The organism is Nocardia heshunensis (assembly GCF_054782115.1).
Map to the genome: position 1 here is coordinate 368,303 of NZ_BAAGTC010000009.1, position 17,578 is coordinate 385,880.

Annotated in this window: 18 protein-coding genes; 11 read left to right on the forward strand and 7 right to left on the reverse strand. The window is 68.1% G+C overall.

Annotated elements, in window-relative coordinates; all coding sequences use genetic code 11:
• Positions 1 to 46 precede the first annotated feature (46 nt).
• Positions 47 to 550, forward strand: a complete 504-nt coding sequence (locus ACYVN4_RS29710) for a MarR family winged helix-turn-helix transcriptional regulator (RefSeq protein ID WP_460725308.1) — start codon at positions 47 to 49, stop codon at positions 548 to 550.
• The gene (locus tag ACYVN4_RS29715) at positions 547 to 915 is read left to right on the forward strand and encodes a DUF5313 family protein (protein WP_460725309.1); all 369 of its coding nucleotides are present in this window, start codon (positions 547 to 549) and stop codon (positions 913 to 915) included. The genes ACYVN4_RS29710 and ACYVN4_RS29715 overlap by 4 nt, the downstream gene beginning before the upstream one ends.
• 21 nt (positions 916 to 936) lie before the next feature.
• Here the strand turns inward: ACYVN4_RS29715 and ACYVN4_RS29720 are convergent, their stop codons facing one another.
• The 4 genes from ACYVN4_RS29720 to ACYVN4_RS29735 form a co-directional block, all read right to left on the reverse strand.
• Positions 937 to 1,335 (reverse strand): DUF4189 domain-containing protein, encoded by a 399-nt coding sequence (locus ACYVN4_RS29720; RefSeq protein ID WP_460725310.1) that lies wholly within the window; start codon positions 1,333 to 1,335, stop codon positions 937 to 939.
• A 100-nt stretch (positions 1,336 to 1,435) separates the two neighbouring features.
• Positions 1,436 to 2,389, reverse strand: a complete 954-nt coding sequence (locus ACYVN4_RS29725) for an alpha/beta hydrolase (protein WP_460725311.1) — start codon at positions 2,387 to 2,389, stop codon at positions 1,436 to 1,438.
• A 29-nt stretch (positions 2,390 to 2,418) separates the two neighbouring features.
• The gene (locus ACYVN4_RS29730) at positions 2,419 to 3,171 is read right to left on the reverse strand and encodes an SDR family NAD(P)-dependent oxidoreductase (protein WP_460725312.1); all 753 of its coding nucleotides are present in this window, start codon (positions 3,169 to 3,171) and stop codon (positions 2,419 to 2,421) included.
• Between the two features lie 12 nt (positions 3,172 to 3,183).
• Positions 3,184 to 4,311, reverse strand: coding sequence for an LLM class flavin-dependent oxidoreductase (locus ACYVN4_RS29735; RefSeq protein WP_460725313.1), 1,128 nt, complete (start codon positions 4,309 to 4,311; stop codon positions 3,184 to 3,186).
• Between the two features lie 195 nt (positions 4,312 to 4,506).
• On the opposite strand from ACYVN4_RS29735, the gene ACYVN4_RS29740 reads away from it, so the two are divergent.
• From ACYVN4_RS29740 to ACYVN4_RS29770, 7 genes are all read left to right on the forward strand, one after another.
• Positions 4,507 to 5,262, forward strand: coding sequence for a glucose 1-dehydrogenase (locus ACYVN4_RS29740; RefSeq protein ID WP_460725314.1), 756 nt, complete (start codon positions 4,507 to 4,509; stop codon positions 5,260 to 5,262).
• A gap of 12 nt (positions 5,263 to 5,274) precedes the next feature.
• A complete protein-coding gene (kstD, locus tag ACYVN4_RS29745) occupies positions 5,275 to 6,954 on the forward strand; it encodes a 3-oxosteroid 1-dehydrogenase (RefSeq protein ID WP_460725315.1) in 1,680 nt (559 codons plus the stop codon).
• Position 6,955: 1 nt separating this feature from the next.
• The gene (locus ACYVN4_RS29750) at positions 6,956 to 7,687 is read left to right on the forward strand and encodes a glucose 1-dehydrogenase (protein ID WP_460725316.1); all 732 of its coding nucleotides are present in this window, start codon (positions 6,956 to 6,958) and stop codon (positions 7,685 to 7,687) included.
• A 29-nt stretch (positions 7,688 to 7,716) separates the two neighbouring features.
• On the forward strand, positions 7,717 to 8,532 hold the full coding sequence (locus ACYVN4_RS29755) for an SDR family NAD(P)-dependent oxidoreductase (protein WP_460725317.1): 816 nt from the start codon (positions 7,717 to 7,719) through the stop codon (positions 8,530 to 8,532).
• Positions 8,533 to 8,835: 303 nt separating this feature from the next.
• Complete coding sequence (locus ACYVN4_RS29760; protein ID WP_460725318.1) at positions 8,836 to 9,738, forward strand: LLM class F420-dependent oxidoreductase; 903 nt, start codon at positions 8,836 to 8,838, stop codon at positions 9,736 to 9,738.
• Complete coding sequence (locus ACYVN4_RS29765) at positions 9,735 to 10,061, forward strand: hypothetical protein (RefSeq protein ID WP_460725319.1); 327 nt, start codon at positions 9,735 to 9,737, stop codon at positions 10,059 to 10,061. The genes ACYVN4_RS29760 and ACYVN4_RS29765 overlap by 4 nt, the downstream gene beginning before the upstream one ends.
• A complete protein-coding gene (locus ACYVN4_RS29770) occupies positions 10,058 to 10,660 on the forward strand; it encodes a Dabb family protein (protein WP_460725320.1) in 603 nt (200 codons plus the stop codon). Before ACYVN4_RS29765 ends, ACYVN4_RS29770 begins: the two co-directional genes overlap by 4 nt.
• 1 nt (position 10,661) lies before the next feature.
• Here the strand turns inward: ACYVN4_RS29770 and ACYVN4_RS29775 are convergent, their stop codons facing one another.
• The gene (locus ACYVN4_RS29775; protein ID WP_460725321.1) at positions 10,662 to 12,269 is read right to left on the reverse strand and encodes a FadD3 family acyl-CoA ligase; all 1,608 of its coding nucleotides are present in this window, start codon (positions 12,267 to 12,269) and stop codon (positions 10,662 to 10,664) included.
• A gap of 399 nt (positions 12,270 to 12,668) precedes the next feature.
• Here ACYVN4_RS29775 and ACYVN4_RS29780 point away from each other — a divergent pair, with 399 nt between their 5' ends.
• Entirely contained in the window at positions 12,669 to 14,858 is a 2,190-nt protein-coding gene (locus tag ACYVN4_RS29780; protein WP_460725322.1) for a pyruvate, phosphate dikinase, read from the forward strand.
• A gap of 4 nt (positions 14,859 to 14,862) precedes the next feature.
• Entirely contained in the window at positions 14,863 to 15,630 is a 768-nt protein-coding gene (locus ACYVN4_RS29785) for a tyrosine-protein phosphatase (RefSeq protein ID WP_460725323.1), read from the forward strand.
• On the opposite strand, the gene ACYVN4_RS29790 is transcribed toward ACYVN4_RS29785, so the two are convergent.
• Complete coding sequence (locus tag ACYVN4_RS29790; protein WP_460725324.1) at positions 15,627 to 16,367, reverse strand: SDR family NAD(P)-dependent oxidoreductase; 741 nt, start codon at positions 16,365 to 16,367, stop codon at positions 15,627 to 15,629. The genes ACYVN4_RS29785 and ACYVN4_RS29790 overlap by 4 nt on opposite strands.
• Positions 16,368 to 16,461: 94 nt before the next feature.
• The gene (locus ACYVN4_RS29795) at positions 16,462 to 17,418 is read right to left on the reverse strand and encodes a LysR family transcriptional regulator (RefSeq protein ID WP_460725325.1); all 957 of its coding nucleotides are present in this window, start codon (positions 17,416 to 17,418) and stop codon (positions 16,462 to 16,464) included.
• Positions 17,419 to 17,578: the final 160 nt, after the last annotated feature.

Here is a 17,578-nt window from a genome sequence, read left to right on the forward strand (position 1 = left end):
ATTAACTATTGTTGCCCTAACAAAGGTGATCGAGGAGGGCGTAGCGGTGGAACCGACGGCAGACACCGGGGTCGAGGCGATCGACCCGTTGCAGCTGGACCGGCAGGTGTGCTTCGCGCTCGCGGTCGCCAATCGGGCGGTGCTGGCGGTGTATCGGCCGCTGCTCGAGCCGATGGGGCTGACGCATCCGCAGTATCTGGTGATGCTGGCGCTGTGGGGTGAGGCGCCGATGTCGGTCAAGGACATCGGTGAGGCCATTCAGCTCGATTCGCCGACGCTCTCCCCGCTGCTCAAGCGGCTGGAGGCGGCGGGGCTCATCACCCGGCGGCGGGACGTCCACAACGAGCGCAACCTCGTGGTGGATCTGACCGCCGCCGGGCGGGAGTTGCGCACCGAGGCCGAGAAGATCCCGCCCGCGGTGGTGGCGCGGCTGGGGGTGAGCCTGGCCGATCTCGAGGAGTTGCGCGAGGTGCTCGGCCGGGTCAATGCGGCGGCGCGGCGATCGGTCCTGGCGGAGCCCGAAGTGTCGACGAAGGGAAGCCGGAAATGAAGCGCCCCAACCCTGTTCAGTGGATCGGCTACACCTGCGGGCGCGTACTGCCCGAAGAACTACGGGAGTGGGTGCGCAACGATCTCACCGGCACCTGGGCGGTGCCCCGCCACATCGTGCGCCAAATGGTGCCGATGCTCCCGGTTTTCGCGCTGGCGTTCCTGCTGCCGGGTGAGCTGGCGCTGAAGCTCGCGGTGATTCTGCTGGGTGTGCTGCTGGCGCTGTTCTACATCGTGGCCTACATGCCGATGAACCGGGCGCACCGGCTCGTGAAGCACGGGTTCCCGGAGGATCTGGAGAACCCGACCCGCGCGGCCCGTCGTGCCGCCGAGCGTGCGGCGTACGAGGCCCAGCACCCGCACTGAGCCTCGGCTCGAAAGTCGTTGTTACTGATAGTCCTTGGTGCAGGTGCTGGCGACCACGTGGGCGGCGACGGGCTGGGCGCTGCCGAGGTCCGGGAACGGGGGAGCGCTCTGGCCCAGGCTGGTGATGGCGTTCTGCTGCGCCTCGTCGAGGCTGCCGCCGACCGCCCAGCCCCAGGTGCCGTCCGCGCCCTGGACCACCGCGCCGCAGCCGTCGGTGAAGCGCAGCACGATCTCGCAGTCGTAGTAGGAGCAGCTGCGGATGGCGGCGGCGTCGGCGGCGACCTTGCTGGTCTCGGATTCGGCGACAGCGCTGTTCTTCAGGCGCGAAAGCGCCAGGGTGCCATAGCTGCCGGGCGCGGCGTGTGCGGATCCGGCGACGGCGGCGGCCAGGGTCATGGCCGCCAGAGCGGTGCCTGTCACGGACGAGATGTGGCGTGCGACCGACAAGTGATTTCCTCACGTTTCAAACGGATGAACGCAAGCGATGCTAACCCCTGGGGTTGTGAACCCACTGGGAATTTCACATGACGGGTGTGCGGGACAGTGCACGGCGCAGCGCCTCGAACGCGGTTGTGTTGGCGCGCTGGGTCTCTCGCAGGTGATAGGCCATGGACATGAAGCCGTGCACGGTGCCGTTCCAGCGGTGAATCTCGGCCTCGATGCCCGCCTCGCGCAGCAGTCGGCCGTAGGTCTCGCCCTCGTCGCGCAGCGGATCGAATTCGGCGGTGGCGATGTGCGCGGGTGGCAGTCCGGTCAGGTCCGCGATCAGAGGATTCGCGTAGGGGTCGGAGCGTTCGGCGTCCGAGGACAGGTACTGCTGCCAATACCAGCGCAGGTGCGCGGCCGTGGTGAAGTAGCCCTCGGCATTGTCGGTGTAGGAACGGCTGTCGCAGTTCGGGTCCAGCATCGGGTACATGAGCAGCTGGAAGACGATGTCGGGACCGCCGTTGTCGCGCGCGGTGAGCGCCGCGACGGTGGCGAGATTGCCGCCCGCGCTGTCGCCGGCGACGGCCAGCCGGTCGGGGTCGCCGCCCAGGGATTCGGCATTGTCGGCCACCCAGCGCAGCACCGCGTACGCGTCGTCGGCGGCGGCCGGGAAGCGGGCGTCGGGGGCGCGGCGGTAGTCGACCGAAATCACGATGACACCGGCGGTATTGGCCATGGTGCGGCAGAAGCGGTCGTGGGAATTCAAGTCGCACAACACGAATCCGCCGCCGTGATAGAAGACCACCACGCCGGGCACGGCCTCGGCATCCAGCGGCCGGTACAGCCGCACCGGCACCTCGGGGGCGTCCTCGGGGCCGGGAACCAGCCAGTCCTCGACCGCCGCAACCGGAATCGGTTCGACGGCGGGGGCGGAGCGGGCGGCCAGGAAGGCCCGCGCTTCGGCGGCGTCGAGCACGTCGGTGCCCAGCGCCGGGAATGCCGCGGTGGCGGCATCGACGAAGGTCTGCCATTCGGGGGACAGGGTCATTGCGGGCCTTCCTGGATCATGCTGTCCGACTACATGTTTCGCGGAATGAACTTGCCCGCCGCGAGCCCGCCGTCGACGGTCACCTCCGCGCCGGTGATGTAGGCCGAGGCGTCCGAGGCCAGGAACGCGACCAGTTCGGCGACCTCCTCGGGCAGGCCGGTGCGCTCCAGCGGCAGGGTGGGGAAGCTGCCGGGGCCGGTGGTCAGATAGGGGACCATCGGGGTGGCGATCGGTCCGGGATGTACGGAGTTGACCCGGATCTGGGCGGGGCCGAGCTCCAGGGCGGCGATCTTGGACAGGCCGCGCAGACCCCACTTGGAGGAGCCGTAGGCGGAGTGGTTCATCAGGCCCTCGAGCCCGGCCTGCGAGGAGATGTTCACGATGGAACCGCCGCCGGCCGCGGTCATGGCGGGCAGCACGGCCTTGATGCCGCGGAACGCGCCGACCAGGTTGACCTGCAGAATCCGGTCCAGCTCTTCGGGGCTGGTCTCGGTGAGCGGCTTCATGATGTAGATGGCGGCATTGTTGACCAGCACGTCGAGCTTGCCGAAGGTATCGACGGCGACCTTGACGGCGGCGTCCCAGCTGTCGGCGTCGGTGACGTCGTGGCGTACGAAACGCGCTGCCTCGCCGAGGGATTCGGCGAGTTCTTTGCCTTCGGTCTCGAGCACGTCGGTGATGACCACCTTGGCGCCGCGCTCGACGAACAGTCGCGCCTCGGCCGCGCCCTGGCCGCGCGCGGCACCGGTGATCAGGGCGACTTTGCCTGTCAGATCAGCCATTTCGACTTCCTTCTACTTGTTGCGAAAGTGGGGGATGACCTTCTCGCCCCATTGGCGGATGGTCTCCATGCATGCGGCTTGTGGCACGGTGCCCATCTGGATCAGGCACAGGATCTCGTCGGCCCCTGCCTCGTGCAGTCGCTCGACATACGCGATGGCGTCGTCGGCATTGCCGTAGGCGTGCTCGGTATTGAAGATCGCGGTGGACCCGGACTTCACCGGGATCTTGGCCTCGTGCAGGAAAGCGACGTGCTCGTCGGCGATTTCGCGCATCTTGGCGATCTCGTCGACGCCGGGCTCCACGGCCTCGTCGGGCACCGGGCCCGCGCCGTAGTAGTACTTGATGGACTGCGCGAAGAAGCGTTGCCCGCGCGCGCCGATCTGCTGGGCCTGCTCGCGGTCGTCCAGGACGATGGTCGGGCACAGCGCCGCGAAGTGATCGTTGACGACGGTGGAGACGAAGCGTTCCCCGGTGCGTGCGGCAATGGCGGCGTCGTAGATGCCGCGTAGTTCGGCGATCTCCTCGATACCCGCGAAACCCAGGACCAGCGCGCCGATTCCGTAGTCGGCGGCGAGTTTCAGGGTGTCCTTCTTGGTGCACGCCATGAACAGCGGCGGGTGTGGCCGCTGAACCGGGCGCGGCAGCAGGTGATGCGGATCGATGTCCAATAGCTCACCGTGGTATTCGAATTCGCCCTCAGGGTCCTGCCAGGCCGTCGCGATCATCCGCAGCGATTCCTCGACCTCCTGATAGGTACGGTCGGGATCGACTCCGCACATGGAGGTTTCGACCGCGGTCGCGCCCCGGCCCGCGCCGAGGTTGAGGCGGCCGCCGGAAAGCACGTCGAGCATGGCCGCGCGTTCGGCCGTGCGGACGGGGTGATTGAAGCCGAAGGGCATGCAGACCACGCCGTGGCCGATGCGCACCCGCGTGGTCTTGGCGGCCACGTAGGTCAGGAAGATCTCCGGGGCGCTCATGTGCGCGTACCACTTGAGCCCGTGATGCTCGACCGCCCACACGGCGTCGAAACCCATCTCGTCGGCGAGCACCGCCTGTTCCACGCAATCGCGCAATACCTGGGCTTCGTGCGCAGCGGTCGGGTCGGTCATCTGCGCTTCGAAGATCATCGAGAACTTCATCCGGACTCCTTGCCGCGCCCTGGCTCCGTGCCGAAATGTTTCAGCCGCACCCCACGGGGCCTTTATGCCTAACCGGAATACTTCTGCACCCAAAGCCTCAGGTCATCGGGATGTCTCAGTGGCCGGGACCACACCGTGCCGGGTCCGCGCATCCGGACTTAGCGTCGGGAGACGAGCAGAGGAAGGCAGGATTCGGTGGGACAGCTGGACGGCAAGGTAGCGCTGGTGACCGGTGGCGCGCGCGGCATGGGAGCGGAGCATGTGCGCCGGTTCGTTGCCGAGGGCGCGCGGATCGTGTTCGGTGATGTGCTGGACGACGAGGGCAAGGCCCTCGCTGCCGAGCTGGGCGACGCGGTGCACTACGTGCATCACGACGTGACCAGTGAATCCGACTGGCAGGCAGCGGTTTCCGCGGCCACCACCAAGTTCGGCAAGCTGGATGTGCTGGTGAACAACGCGGGCATCCTGCGGTTCAAGCGCATTGTGGAGATGAGCCTGGACGAGTTCCAGACCATCATGAACATCAACGTCACCGGCTCCTTCCTCGGCATCAAGACGGCCGCGCCCGCCCTCACCAGCGCCGGTGGCGGGTCCATCGTGAATGTGTCCTCGGTCGAGGGCTTCGTCGGTGCGGCCGGGCTGTCGGCCTACAGCGCGAGCAAGTTCGCGCTGCGCGGGCTCACCAAGTCGGCCGCCCGGGAGCTGGGGCACTCGGGTATCCGGGTGAACTCGATTCATCCCGGCGGCATCGCCACCCCCATGACCGCGTCCGTGGCGGGCGCGTCCGGGGTGGACGGCAACAGTTTCTTCTCCGAATTGCCCATTCCGCGCTGGGGCCAGCCCGTCGAGGTGTCCGAGGTGGCGTTGTTCCTGGCGTCGGACGCCTCGAGCTATTGCACCGGAGGCGAATTCGTCGTCGACGGCGGCATGCTGACCAGCTGCGGCTATTAAGGATCGAGATTCATGGAATTCGAATTCGACGTCGTCGTCGTGGGATCCGGTGCGGCGGGCATGACCGCCGCGCTGACCGCCGCCTACCGGGGCCTGTCGGTCACCCTGATCGAGAAGAGCAGCCTCTTCGGCGGTTCCACCGCGCGTTCGGGCGGCGGCATCTGGGTGCCGAACAACCCGGTGCTGCAGGCCGCGGGCGTGCCGGACAGCGCGGAGATGGCCCGCACCTACCTGAAAGCCGTTGTCGGTGACCGGGTTCCGGAAGCCAAGCAGCGGGCCTTCCTGGAGCAGGGCCCGGAGATGTTCCGCTACATCGGCGCTCGCTCCAAGCATTGGGCCTTCGCCTACGACCGCGGCTACTCCGACTACCACCCCGAGTTCCCCGGCGGGCTGGCGCAGGGGCGCAGCATCGAGCCCAAGATCATCGACGGCCGCCTGCTCGGCGCGGATCTGGACAAGATCAACCGCCCGACCATGTCCGCGCCCAAGGGCATCGCCATCACGGTCAAGGACTTCCACGACCTGAACATGATCGCGCGCACCTGGGCGGGCAAGAAGACCGCCATGAAGGTGGGCGCGCAGACCGCGCTCAACATGATCAAGGGCGCGAAGCCGTTGAGCCTGGGCAAGGCGCTGGCCGCCCGGCTGTGGCTGTCGCTGCGCGACGCGGGCGTGCCGGTGTGGCTGAACACCCCGCTCACCGAGTTGATCGTGGAGAACGGTGTCGTGGTCGGCATTCACGCCGAGCACGAGGGCCGTCCGGTCACCATCAAGGCCCGGCGCGGTGTGGTGCTGGCCGCGGGCGGTTTCGAGCACAACCTGGAGATGCGCAAGCAGTACATCGACGGGCCGCAGGACACCGGCTGGACCGTCGGCGCGACCGAGAACGTGGGCGAGGGCATCCTGGCGGGCCAGAAGGCCGGTGCCGCAGTCGATCTCATGGACGACGCCTGGTGGGGTCCCTCGGTCCGCAACCCCGACGGCCCGCCGTTCTTCATGCTGGCCGAGCGCTCGCAGCCCGGCGCGATCGTGGTCGACGCCAACGGTCAGCGCTTCGTCAACGAGTCCGCGCCGTACGTGAATGTCGTGCACACCATGTACGAGCAGGAGAAGAAGGCCCCGGGCAGCATTCCGGCGCACTTCATCTTCGATCAGAACTTCCGTGACCGGTACCTGTTCCTGGGCAACTTCCCGAAGCGGCCGCTGCCCCAGAAGTATTTCGACGCGGGCATCATCAAGCAGGCCGACACCCTCGCGGAACTGGCCGCCAAGCTGGGTGTTCCGGCCGACAAGCTGGCCGCCACCGTCGAGCGCTTCAACGGGTTCGCGCGCAATGGCCGCGACGAGGACTTCGCGCGTGGCGACTCGGCCTACGACCGCTACTACGGCGATCCGACCGTCAAGCCCAACCCGACTCTGGCCCCGCTCGAGCGCGGCCCGTTCTATGCGGTCGAGATGGTACCGGGCGATCTGGGCACCAAGGGCGGTCTGGTCACCGATGAGCATGCTCGCGTGCTCGACGATCAGGGCACGGTCATCCCGGGCCTGTACTCGGCGGGCAACAACTCCGCGGCCGTGATGGGCAACGACTACGCCGGTGCCGGCGCGACCATCGGTCCCGCCATGGTGTTCGGCTATATCGCCGCCAACCATCTCGCTGACATCGAATCCGCAGCGGCACAGGAGAACTGATATGGGACGGGTCGATTCCAAGGTTGTCATCGTCACCGGTGGTGCGCGCGGCATGGGGGCGGCCTTCGCCCGCAAGCTGGCGGCCGAGGGCGCGCAGGTGGTGATCACCGATGTGCTGGTCGAGGCCGGTGAGGCCGTCGCCGCCGAAATCGGTGATGCCGCAAGGTTCTTCCCGCTGGATGTCACCGATGAGGCCGCGTGGAACGACGTGGTCGCGCGGACCGAGGCGGCCTTCGGGCCCGTCTCGGGTCTGGTCAACAATGCGGGCATCGTGCACGTGGATCCGATCGAGAAGCTCTCGGAAGCCGACTACCGCAAGGTGATCGACGTCAATCAGGTCGGGGTGTTCCTGGGCATGAAGGCCGTCATCGGTTCCATGCGTCGGGCCGGGGTCGGTTCCATCGTGAACATCTCCTCGACCGGTGGCCTGATCGGCTACAACAACATCCTCGGTTACGTGGCCTCCAAGTGGGCCGTGCGCGGCATGAGCAAAACGGCCGCACAGGAATTCGCGGTCGACAATGTCCGCGTCAACTCCGTGCACCCGGGCATCGTGGCGACCGAAATGGTTGCGGCATCGGACCGTTCGGCGAATATCGCGGCCAATCAGCCCATCGCCCGGCCCGCCCGCCCCGAGGAACTGGCCAATCTCGTCCTGTTCCTCATCTCCGACGACTCCTCCTACAGCACCGGCTCCGAATTCGTGGCCGACGGCGGCTTCACCTCTCAGTAGTAACTCCGTTGCGAGACAAGGAAACACCCATGAAGGACTTCCACGGCAAGGTCGCCGTCATCACCGGTGCGGGCGCGGGCATCGGCCGGGCGCTGGCCCTGGAGCTGGCTCGCAACGGTGCGCAGCTGGCGCTGTCGGGGCGCAATCTCGAGAACGTCGCGGAGACCGCGGCGTTGTGCGAGAAGGAGGGCGCGAAGGCCCGCGCCTACAAGCTCGACGTGACCGATCGCGCCGCCGTCTACGCGCACGCCGACGAGGTCGTCGCCGACTTCGGCAAGGTCAATATCGTCATCAACAATGCCGGTGTCTCGCTGACCGCCAATATCGAGGAAGTCTCCTGGGAGGACCTGGAGTGGATCTTCGGCATCAACTACTGGGGCACCTTGCACGGTGTGAAGGCGTTCCTGCCACACGTCATCGCCTCCGGTGACGGGCACATCGCCAATGTCTCCAGCATGTTCGGCCTGGTGGCCTGCCCCAGCCAGGGCGGCTACAGCTCGTCGAAGTACGCCATGCACGCCATCAGCGACGCGCTGCGCCAGGAGATGATCATCGCCGGGTACAACGTGGGCGTCTCCAGCATCCACCCCGGCATGATCAAGACCGAAATCGCTTGGAAGGCAAGGGCCGCCGCCACCCGCGACCGCGACGACCTGGCCGCCAACTTCGACCGCCTGGCCCAGACCAGCCCGGAGGACTGCGCCAAAACCATCGTGGGCGGCATCCGAAAGAACAAGCCGCTCATCCTGATCGGCAAGGACGCCAAGGCCATGAACATCATGCGCCGGCTCCTGGGCTCCGGCTACATGAAGCCCCTGACCGCCCAGATGCGCAAGGAAATCTGAACCCGTAGCGCAACTCCACCCCCGTCATTCCGGCGTGCTTTTGGCCGGAATCCAACGCTGCGGGTGTGGATCCCGGCCACAAACACGCCGGGATGACAGGTGGTCGCACGCCTGGATGACGCCTAGGCCAGCCCCGCACCGATTGGTGCGGGGCTAGCCTTCGTAACCCGGACTACGGCACTTGACCTGCTGTTTTTCGAATCTCGCTGACCGGGATCGACCCCGTTTGTGACTGCGGTTACACGCCAGGCTCGAAGGTATGGCCCGTTGAGGGGACGTACTCGTAAGGATGGAGGGCGGCCGATGCGGATTGGCATGCTCATGCCGTATTTGGATGGCTTGGTTACTTCGGGGGGATTTCTGCGGGAGTTCGCGGCGGCCGCCGAGGAATGCGGACTCGACTCCATCTGGACCGTGGAACACGTTGTGGTGGCGGAGAATTACGAGCCGCTGTATCCGTATTCGCCGGATGGGAAGATGCCCGGCGGGGATCTCGCGGTGCCCATGACGGATCCGCTCGAGACCCTGGCATTCCTGGCGGCGGCCTCCAGCACTCTGACGTTGGGTACCGCCATGGTGGTCGCCCCGCTGCACAGCCCGGTGGTGCTGGCCAAGCGCGCCGCGACGCTGGACCGGCTGTCCGGTGGGCGAGTGCTGCTCGGTCTCGGAATCGGCTGGCAGAAGGAGGAATACGCGGCCATCGGCGTGCCGTTCGAGGAGCGCGGGGCGCGGCTGGACGACTGCATCGGGGCCATGCGCGCGCTGTGGACGCAGGCGCCGGCGAGCTTCAGCGGCGAGCATGTGTCGTTCGAGCGGCAGAACTGTCTGCCGCAGCCGGAGCGGTCGATCCCGATCGTGTTGGGCGGCAACAGCGCTCCGGCGGTGCGGCGGGCGGCCAAGGTGGGTGACGGCTGGTTCCCGTACACCATCTCGTCGGAGGATTTCGCGCGCGGCGCGGACAAGATTCGTGAGATCGGCGCCGCGGCAGGACGTTCCGAGGACGCCGTCGAGATGACGATCTGGCCGGGCTCATTCGACTTCACCCGCGAGTTCGATCCCGAGTACGTGCGCCCCTATGTCGCCGCCGGGGCGAGTCGCCTGGTGCTCACCCCGCCCATGTTCGGCCCCGAATCCCTGCTCAATGGCGTGGAAAGCCTTGCGGGGTACGTGGATCGGTATCGCAACGAGGTGGAGGCGAAGCTGTGAACCCCGCTACCGCGGTCCGCGTCGTCGATCGCATCGTGCTGCCCGTCGACCGCGCTGAGAGCTGGCTGACCTTCTGGCGCAGCGACTACCTGCCCGGTGCGACCGCCCGCGGGCTGCGTGCGCCGCAGGTGCTGCGCGAGTACACCGGAACGGATTCCGTGGCCGTGCAGATCGTCTGGGAGCTGCCCGGCATCTACGACTTCTACGGAATGCGGGGCGCTGCGGCAGGCGATCCCTCGGTCGCGGCCTTCTGGTCGGACACCGATGCCGTCGCCGTCACCCGTGAGCGTCACGTGCTGGCGGTACAGGAGGAGAAGCCATGAGCCGCTGGGTGATTCTCTCGAGCGCACCGAGCGGGGCGGACGTTGATGCCGGGCTCGCCGACGCGGCCGCGAAAGCGGCAGCGGCCTCCGGTGTCACGCATTGCTCGGCCGGTGTCGATCTGCCCGGCAGCACCGGCGGGCAGGGTGCACTGTGGGACTTGGTCGCCGATTCCGCGCCCGCCACCGTGTTGCCCGGCCTGCCCGCGGACGCCGATGTGGTGCCGCTGGCCCCGGTGCACGCCCGGGTGGCACGGCTGGACTCGGCCCGTCGCATCAAACGCACGCTGCTGCTCACGGTGCGGCACGACACCTCGCCGGAAACGGTGGCGCGCTTCGAATCCGATCTGATGGCCATGCCCGCCCACATCCCCGCCATCAAGTCCTGGTCGCTGAGCCGGGTCCCGGGCCACCCGCGCTGGACGCACGTGTGGGAGCAGGAGTTCGCCGATCCGGACGGCCTCAACGGCGACTATCTGCTGCATCCCTACCACTGGACGCACGTGGACCGCTGGTTCGACGCGGAGATCCCGGGCGCGATCGTGGAACCGGCCATCGCGCATCTCTACCGGTGGGCGGACGGCCCGGTGCTCGGGAACTGATTCAGTTCGGTTCGCGCAGCTGCTGTTTGAGCACCTTGCCGCCGGTATTGCGCGGGAGGTCGTCGACGAGGACGACCTCCCGTGGCACCTTGTAGCTGGCCAGCCGCGTGCGCGACCATTCGATGACGCTGGCCGGTTCGAGGGTGACCCCGTCGGCAGCCACCACCACCGCGCGGCCGACCTCACCCAGCCGCTCGTCCGGAACACCGATCACCGCGACGTCGCGAATATCGGGATGCTGCAGCAGGATTCGCTCGATCTCGGCGGGATAGGCGTTGAAGCCGCCGACGATGAACATGTCCTTGAGCCGGTCGGTGACGCGCAGGTAGCCGTCGTGGTCGAGGGTGCCGATATCGCCGGTGTGCAGGAAGCCGTCGTCGATGACGGCGGCGGTGGCCTCCGGGTCGTCGAGGTAGCCGAGCATCACGTTCGGGCCGCGCACGACGATCTCGCCGGGCTCACCGGTCTCCACGTCCTTGCCGTCGCGGTCCAGGATGCGGACTTCGCTGCCCGCCATCGGCTTTCCCACCGTCCCGGCCACCAATTCGGCGGGGGCGTCGGGCGGGCAGATGGAGACGACGCCGATGGATTCGGTGAGGCCGTAGGCGGTGAAGACGAACGGGACCCGCAGGTCGTCACGAATGCGGCGCACCAGTTCGGTGGGGATGGTCGCACCACCGGTGCCTGCCAGCCGTAGCGAACCCAGCATGTGGTTGTCGTGGTCGGCGGCCAGAAGATCGGTGAAAAGCGTTGGCGGACCGGCCAGCACGGTGATGCGTTCGGTCTCGATGAGCTGCAGGGCGCGGGTGGCGTCGAAGCGCTCCATCGGCACCATGGTCGCGGTCTTGAGCAGGCAGGCCAGGATTCCGGCCTTGTATCCGAAGGTGTGCGAGAACGGATTCACCAGCAGGTACCGGTCGCGGGCGCGCAGCGTGACCGCATCGGCCCACTGCGCGAACACCTCCAGGCTCTGCCGGTGGGTGGCGAGCACGCCCTTAGGCGCACCGGTGGTGCCGGAGGTGAACAGGATGTCGGAGACGGCGTCCGGTTCGATCTCGGCGAGGCGTTCGGTGGTCGACTGTGGCGCGATCACGGTGCCGGGGGCGAGGAATCCCTCCCACGAGCTGATGTCCCAGTCCGTCTCGCCCTCGCCGCGGGCGTCGTCGAGCAGGATCAGATGCTCGAGATCCGGTAGCGGAACGCCGGATTCGACCAGCATGCCCGGATAGTCCCGGCCCAGGAACTCCTGCACCGTGCACACCGCCTTGGCGTGACTGCGGGCCAGCACGTCGGCGGCCTCCGGTCCGCGCAACCGAGTGCTGATCGGCACCAGAGTGGCTCCCGCGCCGAGCATTCCGAGCGCGGTCACCACCCAGCGCACACTGTTGGGCGCCCAGATCCCGACCCGATCGCCGACTTCCAACCCGGACGCCATGGCGGCCCGGGTCACCGCAGCGACCTCTTCGGCCAGTTCGGCAAATGTCAGGCGACCAGTCGGGCCGGCCATGGCCATTGCCTCCGGGTACCGGCGCGCTCTGTCCGCCACCAGTGCCGGGATGGTCGTCACGGGTCCGACCGTGGAGCTCCCGCCCGAGTGCCGCCGATCCATCCGCCCATCCTGCCCCAGCGCCACTCGATGAATCCCCATTTTCGCTGTGCCATCCCACTGACCGGCCGTGCCAAGGTGCATGCTGTTCCGCCTCCCCGCGCCTTTGGCGGACGGCTTGGGAGACGTCGCCGGATTCGCATCCGTGCCGGCGGTCAGGAGGGTCACCGATTTTGGGGGTACCCGGGGAGTTACCCCGGTCGGCGCGAGATCAGTTGTCGCGTTGGGCAACGTGACGTGGGTCGGCAGTCCGCTGATCGGGATGGGACTTGGGTGTGGGGGCGGTCACCCGGCACGCTCGTTGTTGTGGTCCCGTGGGGGACGGGAGATTGCCCGGCAGGCCGCTCGAGCAGCGGCGGAGCGCTGGAGTGCGAAATGAATCCAGGATCTCGGAGGAGTGACATGACGGCCGGAACGGAGTTGGTGCGGCGTCCCGATGCGGACACCGCGACCGTTGTCGAACTCGACGGCGCGTGCGGCCTGTCGCGCGAGCGGATCGGCGGCAAGGCGTGGAGCATCGACCACATGCGGGCCCTCGGGCTGCCGGTGCCGCCCGCGTTCGTGATCACCACCGACGGCTGGGCCGACTACACCCGCCGCGGCGTCATCGCCGAGGAGATCTGGGCGCAGGTGCGCGACGGCATCGCCATGATCGAGCGCGGCACCGGGCGGCGCTTCGGTTCCGCGGAACGGCCGCTACTGGTGTCGGTGCGTTCGGGTGCGGCGATCTCCATGCCCGGCATGATGGACACCGTCCTGAACCTCGGCATCACCGATGCGGTGCAGCAGGCGCTGGCCGCCGAGACCCGCAATCCGGAGTACGCGCAGGACACCCGGCAGCGCTTCGTGCACCAGTACCGCGAGACCGTGCTCGGTGATCCGGCCGGTGACGTTCCGGCCGATCCGTGGGAGCAGTTGCGCGGCGCGGTCGAGGCGGTGTTCCGGTCCTGGGATTCCGCGCGCGCCAAGACCTATCGCGCCAATCGCGGTGTGTCCGACACCCTCGGCACCGCGGTCACCGTGCAGGCCATGGTGTTCGGCAATCTCGACGAATCCTCGGGCACCGGAGTGCTTTTCACCCGCAACCCGAACACCGGCGACGGGCCCGTCTACGGCGAGTGGCTGGTCGGCGGGCAGGGCGAGGACGTGGTGTCGGGCCGGTTGACCCCGCGCCCGCTCGACGAGCTGGCCGCCACCCAGCCCGCGGTGCACGAGCGGCTGATCACCGCGGTGCAGTTGCTGGAGCGCGACGGCCGTGACATCCAGGATGTGGAGTTCACGGTCGAATCCGGGACGTTGTGGCTGTTGCAGTCGCGTGCGGCCAAGCGTTCGGCGCGGGCCGCGGTGCGGGCGGCGGTCGCTATGGTCGCCGAGGGGCTGATCAGCGCCGACGAGGCCCTCGATCGGGTCACCGCCGAGCAGGTGCGCGAGGTGTTGCGCCCGGCCTCCGGTGACAGTGCCGGTCAGGAACCGTTGGCGCGCGGCGAATCCGCTTGCCCCGGACTGGCTTCCGGTGTGGTCGTGACCGATCCGGACGAGGCCGAGGCGCGGGCGGAGGCGGGGGAGGACGTCATTCTGGTGCGTCCCACCACCAGCCCCGACGATCTGCACGGCATGATCGCCGCACGGGCCGTTGTCACCGAATTGGGCGGCACCACTTCGCATGCCGCGTTGGTGAGCCGGGAACTGGGCCGCCCTTGCGTGGTCGGGTGCGGGCCGGGCGTGGTCGACGCGCTGGTCGGCCGGACCGTGACCGTGGACGGCGGGGCCGGGCTGGTGTTGTCGGGCGAGGTGACCGGCAAGCCGGTCGAGCAGGCCGTGCTCGCGGATGTGGCGCAGCTCGCCCAGTGGGCGGGCGTGGACGGCGCGGAGCTGGCCGAGCGGCTGGAGCGTCGCGCTCCTGTCAGCGGCGAGTCCGCCGGTCCGGAAGACACCGAGCCGGAAAGCACCGAGCAGGAAGAGGTTTCCGTGCACGCTCCTGTCACCGAACTGGCCGTGCTGCGGCTGGTCGGCATCAAGGGCCGGGTGAACGCCGACAATCTGGCCGCCAGCCTGTTCGCCGAGACCACCGAGATCGCCGCCTGCTGTGAGCATTTGGTGACCGCCGGGTACTGCGCGACGACGCCCGCCGGTTTCCGCATCACCCCGGAGGGCCGTCCGCGTCTCGAGCACCTGCTGACCGAGGAGCGCGCCACCGTGGACGCGGCCGCCATGACCGCCGCCTACGACGAATTCTGTGTCTACAACGCCGATCTCAAGGTGATCATCACCGATTGGCAGATGAAGGACGCGGCCACCGTCAACGATCACGCCGATGCCGAGTACGACGCGTCGGTGCTGGCTCGCCTGGGTGACACGCATCGGCGGCTGCGCCCGCTCATCGGGCGGCTGGGTGGTCTGGCCCCGCGCCTGTCGCGCTACCTGGACCGGCTGGACCGGGCGGTGGAGCGGATCGGCGAGGGTGACCACACCTATGTGGCGCGCCCGATCATGGACAGCTACCACACTGTCTGGTTCGAGCTACACGAAGATCTGATCGGGCTGTGCGGCCTGACCCGTGCGGAAGAAGCGGCGGCCGGCCGTGCCCACTGAGCGTGTGTCAGCCACCGAGCCCGTGAACAGCCGCTGGGTCGATCTCGCCCAGATCGACAATGTCCGTGATCTGGGCGGCCTCCCCGTAACCGGCGGCGGCACCACCAGATTCGGCGTCGTGCTGCGTTCCAGCACCCTGCAGCAGGCCACCTGTGACGACCTCGCGCAGCTGCTCGTCACCCAGGGCCTGCGCACGGTCATCGACCTGCGCCTGCCCGACGAGGTGGAACGGGAGGGCTACGGCCTGATCGGCGACGCGGACGTCCACATCGCCAACCTCCCGATCCGCAAGTCGCCCCAGTCCTCGCTGGCGGCAAGGGATCTGGTGCCCGACAAGACCCGCGTCGACCTGACCGAGCTGTACGGGCTGCTGCTCGTCGGCAGTGGCGAGCACATTGTCGAGGCGGTCCGCCTCATCATCGATCCGGCTCGCCACTCGGTCCTGTTCCATTGCGCCGCAGGCAAAGACCGCACCGGCGTGCTGGCCGCCGTCCTGCTGGACGCGGTCGGCGTGCCCGCCGAGCCCATTGCCGATGACTACGCCCTCACCAATGAGCGCATGCAGCGCGTGCGTGACCGGCTCGACGCCCTCCCGTCGTACGAGGGCCTCCCGCAGGCGAATACGGGCATTCTGGCTGTCACCCCGGAGGTCATGCTCGGCTTCCTGAAGAACCTGCACGCCGAACACGGCGGCGCGGCCGAATGGCTACTGGCCAACGGCCTTTCGCCCGCCGAGCTCCAGCGGCTGCGCGAGGTTCTGGTCGAGTCCTAGACGGTGTAGCCGCCGTCCACCGCCAGCGACGTGCCGGTGATGTAGCGGCCGCCGGGGCCCGCCAGGTAGGCCACGGCGGCGGCGATGTCCTCGGCCTCGCCGAAGCGGCCCAGCGCGGTGAGGTCGCGCTGGAAGTCGCCGGAATCGCCGTCGGCCGGGTTCATGTCGGTATCGATGGGGCCGGGATCCACTGTGGTGGCGGTGATTCCGCGCGGTCCGAGCTCGCGGGCGAGGCCCTTGGTGAGGCCGATGAGGGCGGTCTTGGCCATGGCCTGCAGCACGAAGTTCTCGCCGGGGACGCGGCCGGTGAAGCAGGAGCCGATATTGATGATGCGCCCGCCTTCGCCCAGGTGGCGGGCTGCGGCCTGGGCGGCCAGGTAGATCGCCTTGACGTCGACGGCGAGCACCCGATCGAGGTCCTCGGCGGTGGTCTCGGCCAGCGGGCCGTAGGCGAGGAATCCGGCGTTGTTGACCAGAATGTCGATGCGGCCCAGCTGGTTCACCGTTTCCTCGACGGCGGCCGCCGCGGTGGTCGGGTCGGTCAGGTCGGCGTGAATGACCAGCGCCAGGCCGCCGTCCGCTTCGATCTGCTCGGCGACCGCGTGCGCCTGATCCTTCGACTGGGCGTAGGTGATCGCGACGGCCGCGCCCGCGTCGGCCAGCTTCCGGGCGATGGCCGCGCCGATGCCGCGGCTGCCTCCGGTCACCAACGCTACTTTGCCGGTCAGCTCACTCATGTTGCTCCTTCATCGCATGGCGGATATCGACTTATGGAGCGTAAGAAGCGATTTGGTGGGATGGTCCGACGCCGTCACGCCACATGCGGACAGTTCACGCCACCGGCAGCAGTGACCGCACACCCGTCGGGAGGTCACCGGTCAGGGCGGCCTCGCGGATGAAGGTTTCCAGGGTGGTGCGGAAGGCGCGGGCCGCGTGGGTGGGGGTGACGTCCTTGCGATGCGCGAGGGCGACCGTGCGGTGCAGGCCGTGGGCGGCATGGCCGCCGTCGCCCGAGAGCGGGATGCCGCGCAGTCCAGGGCGTCCGGCCAGCACCGTGCTCGGTACGACCGCGATGCCCAGGCCGACCTCGACGAAGCGCAGCACGGCATCCATCTCGCCGCCTTCGACGGCGAAGCGGGGTTCGAAGCCGGCCTCGCGGCAGGCGCTGATCGTGGCTTCGCGCAGGTCGTAGCCGGTGCGGAACATGACCAGGGGCCGATCCCTCAGGTCGGTGACGCGCAGGTGCGGGCGCTGTGGCAGGGAGTCGTCGCCGGTCCTGGTGGCGATCACCAGATCTTCGCGCAGGATCGGCGTGGTGGCCAACGGGGTGTCTTCGGCGAGCGGGAGGATCACCAGCGCCGAATCCAGTGCGCCCCTGGTCAATTGGCGCACCAGATCGCGGGATCCGCCCTCCTCGACCAGCAGACTGATCCCCGGGTAGGCGTCGTGATAGCGGTGCAGGATGTCGGCCAGCAGCCCGGAGCACAGCGAGGGCGTCGCCCCGAGCCGCACCCGGCCGCGCCGCAGTCCGGCCAGTTCCTGCACCTCGAGCCGGGCGGTGTCGACATCGGCCAGGATGCGGGTGGCCAGTGGCAGCAGCGCCTCACCGGCCGGGGTCAGGGTGATATTGCCGCGGGCGCGGCTGAACAACTCGGTGCCGAGTTCGGTTTCCAGGGTGCGGATCTGCTTGGACAGCGAGGGCTGGGCGACGCCGAGTTCATCGGCGGCCTTGGTGAAATGCCTGGCCTGCGCCACGCCCAGGAAGTACGTCAACTGCTGCAACTGCACGCCGATAGCCTAGGACTATGGACTTCGGAATTTCGATGCCGAGTCGATGATCACAGTCGCCGTGTGACATCCTTCACGCCCCGAATTCACTACCGGCAGTAGTAATTCGGTGCACAGCTCGGTCCATAGGCCAGGGTCATGGTCACCAGACCCAAGCGGA

Excerpts from the sequence above, each read along its gene's own strand:
- ACYVN4_RS29715 (WP_460725309.1), top strand. The coding sequence starts at position 547 with ATGAAGCGCCCCAACCCTGTTCAGTGGATCGGCTACACCTGCGGGCGC.
- ACYVN4_RS29725 (WP_460725311.1), bottom strand. The coding sequence starts at position 2,389 with ATGACCCTGTCCCCCGAATGGCAGACCTTCGTCGATGCCGCCACCGCG.
- ACYVN4_RS29730 (WP_460725312.1), bottom strand. The coding sequence starts at position 3,171 with ATGGCTGATCTGACAGGCAAAGTCGCCCTGATCACCGGTGCCGCGCGC.
- ACYVN4_RS29735 (WP_460725313.1), bottom strand. The coding sequence starts at position 4,311 with ATGAAGTTCTCGATGATCTTCGAAGCGCAGATGACCGACCCGACCGCT.
- kstD (WP_460725315.1), top strand. The coding sequence starts at position 5,275 with ATGGAATTCGAATTCGACGTCGTCGTCGTGGGATCCGGTGCGGCGGGC.
- ACYVN4_RS29750 (WP_460725316.1), top strand. The coding sequence starts at position 6,956 with ATGGGACGGGTCGATTCCAAGGTTGTCATCGTCACCGGTGGTGCGCGC.
- ACYVN4_RS29755 (WP_460725317.1), top strand. The coding sequence starts at position 7,717 with ATGAAGGACTTCCACGGCAAGGTCGCCGTCATCACCGGTGCGGGCGCG.
- ACYVN4_RS29760 (WP_460725318.1), top strand. The coding sequence starts at position 8,836 with ATGCGGATTGGCATGCTCATGCCGTATTTGGATGGCTTGGTTACTTCG.
- ACYVN4_RS29770 (WP_460725320.1), top strand. The coding sequence starts at position 10,058 with ATGAGCCGCTGGGTGATTCTCTCGAGCGCACCGAGCGGGGCGGACGTT.
- ACYVN4_RS29775 (WP_460725321.1), bottom strand. The coding sequence starts at position 12,269 with ATGGATCGGCGGCACTCGGGCGGGAGCTCCACGGTCGGACCCGTGACG.
- ACYVN4_RS29780 (WP_460725322.1), top strand. The coding sequence starts at position 12,669 with ATGACGGCCGGAACGGAGTTGGTGCGGCGTCCCGATGCGGACACCGCG.
- ACYVN4_RS29790 (WP_460725324.1), bottom strand. The coding sequence starts at position 16,367 with ATGAGTGAGCTGACCGGCAAAGTAGCGTTGGTGACCGGAGGCAGCCGC.